The organism is Leptolyngbya sp. FACHB-711 (assembly GCF_014695615.1).
Classification (GTDB): domain Bacteria; phylum Cyanobacteriota; class Cyanobacteriia; order Elainellales; family Elainellaceae; genus Leptolyngbya_A.
In genome coordinates, this window is sequence record NZ_JACJOR010000588.1 from 1 (window position 1) to 1,920 (window position 1,920).

General features: G+C 46.1%; 3 protein-coding genes. All 3 read left to right on the forward strand.

Annotation, left to right across the window (positions count from 1 at the left end):
• A partial coding sequence (locus H6F80_RS28620; protein WP_242067629.1) for a GNAT family N-acetyltransferase occupies positions 1–508 on the forward strand: 508 nt, incomplete at its 5' end.
• A 568-nt stretch (positions 509–1,076) separates the two neighbouring features.
• Positions 1,077–1,556 (forward strand): anthrone oxygenase family protein, encoded by a 480-nt coding sequence (locus H6F80_RS28625; protein WP_190794912.1) that lies wholly within the window; start codon positions 1,077–1,079, stop codon positions 1,554–1,556.
• Positions 1,557–1,729: 173 nt separating this feature from the next.
• Positions 1,730–1,920: hypothetical protein (locus tag H6F80_RS29525; RefSeq protein ID WP_206755129.1), on the forward strand; the 191-nt coding region annotated here is incomplete at its 3' end.

Sequence of the window (1,920 nt, forward strand, 5' to 3'; positions counted from 1 at the left end):
CCACACTCTCATCAACCCGGTTTGTCAAATTCTGGAAGAAGTCATGAGTGGACCTGCTCAATTGCCGGATGGTTGTGTACTACGTCCGGCAAGACAAGAAGACGCATGGACAATTCGTCGTTTGGTTATCGGTGCTTTGCTTGATCCAACCCAACTTCGCTGGCAGCAGTTTTGGGTCATTGAGTGCAGAGAGAAAGTCATTGCCTGTGCCCAACTGCGCACGTTTCCAGGAGCCCAAGAGCTGGGTAGTTTGGTAGTGTCAAAGAATTGGCGCAATAAAGGCCTGGGGACGCTTCTGAGCCAGCATTTACGACAGCAAGCCAATCAGCCGCTGTACTTGGAATGTTTGGGTGAGCGCTTGGTGAACTTTTATCAGCGACTGGGATTTGTACCTGTTGCTTGGCAGGACTTGCCGCAATCACTGAAGCGCAAATATGGCATTTCTGAGTTTGTAGCAGGGTTATTTCGATTGCCCCTGCAGATTTTGCACTATCCCAACTATCAGTAGTGCTCGACCAAATGCCCTTACTGCAAAAGGTTTGGTGACCCGTTGCAAGCCAACTACTGCCGATCGCCCTGTCTCTACCAAGGCAGCCCTCTTTTTTTATTTGTAATATTTGACTTTCAGCTTTACAAAAAATTGCTGCTCCCGTTCTTCCGATTCACTTTGCGCTTGACTGTTTGATCGTTCGCTCCCCAGAAGTTGCGTTCATCCATCAATTCTCTCTAACCTGTTGAAGGATTTATGCAGGCTACCTCTGGGTGAACTACCCTAAAATATCCCGTTTAATTTCAAATTATGGCTCGACAATCAACGATCGTTTCACCTGGCTCCCTCACAAGTGTTGCAGATCGGCAAGAAGTTTGATTCAGCCTGATTTTCTATCGAGAATTTCACGGTGCTAACCAAACTCGTATCATCTTGATTGTTTTCATTTTTATCTCATCCCAGCCTCTGTTGTGAAAACTCATCGCAAGATTTTGATAGTTGCACAAGATGTTGATAGTCAAGAAATCTATGGTTTCCTTAAGCTGGAAGATAAAGTCGTGTTGAGGACAGAAGGAGGTTTTACAGAATGTCACATCAATGGCTGTTCACCCTAAAGTTATTCTCAGTACTAGGCTGTGGGCTGATCGCAGGCGTGTTTTTTGCCTTTTCAACTTTCGTCATGCGGGCACTGGCTCAACGTCCTTCAGCAGAAGGAATTGCCGCGATGCAAGCCATTAATACTGCGGTGATTAACCCGTGGTTTATGGCGGCTTTCCTGGGAACGGCTGTCACTTGCCTGGTTATGGCGGTTGCCTCGGCACTGAGATGGACTCAGCCGGAAAGCTATGTGCTAATTGCTAGTTTGTTTTATCTGGTAGGCAGTTTTGGCGTGACCATTATGTTCAACGTGCCGCTGAATGATGCCCTAGCAATCGTCAAACCCGGCAGCAGCGAGGGCGGGAGCCTCTGGGCAAACTACCTAATAAACTGGACTTTCTGGAACCATGTACGAACAATTGCCTCACTCGTCGCAGCAGCATTATTCACGATCGCATTGATGAAATAGATCCAGCTTTTTGAATTGAAAGAGAATGAGTGAAAAATTAAATCTGATTTCAAGAAGGTGATAGTCCTACAGGAATTTGATAGCTTAGTCTAGAGCATTTTCGTAACCTGAGGAGGTGATGATTTAGGAAAAAGGTATAACACATTTATTGCATCTTGATTCGAGTCTACGTAATGAACGCTCTCGCTCTGATTGTGTTGCAAAAACCAGGGAATGGTAAGGTAAGCGGGACTACGCGCTCCTTCCTACCCTCCGATGTCTACCAACTGGTTGCGGGTTTTGCTCTCTGGGTGAATTTGTCTGGAAGCCTCTATCTGCTTCAACTTTCATCGACTCAAGCTAAAGTGACACAAGCCTTTTTAGC

What these genes read in the sequence shown, in the direction of transcription:
- H6F80_RS28625 (WP_190794912.1), top strand. Translation starts at nt 1,077, where the DNA reads ATGTCACATCAATGGCTGTTCACCCTAAAGTTATTCTCAGTACTAGGC.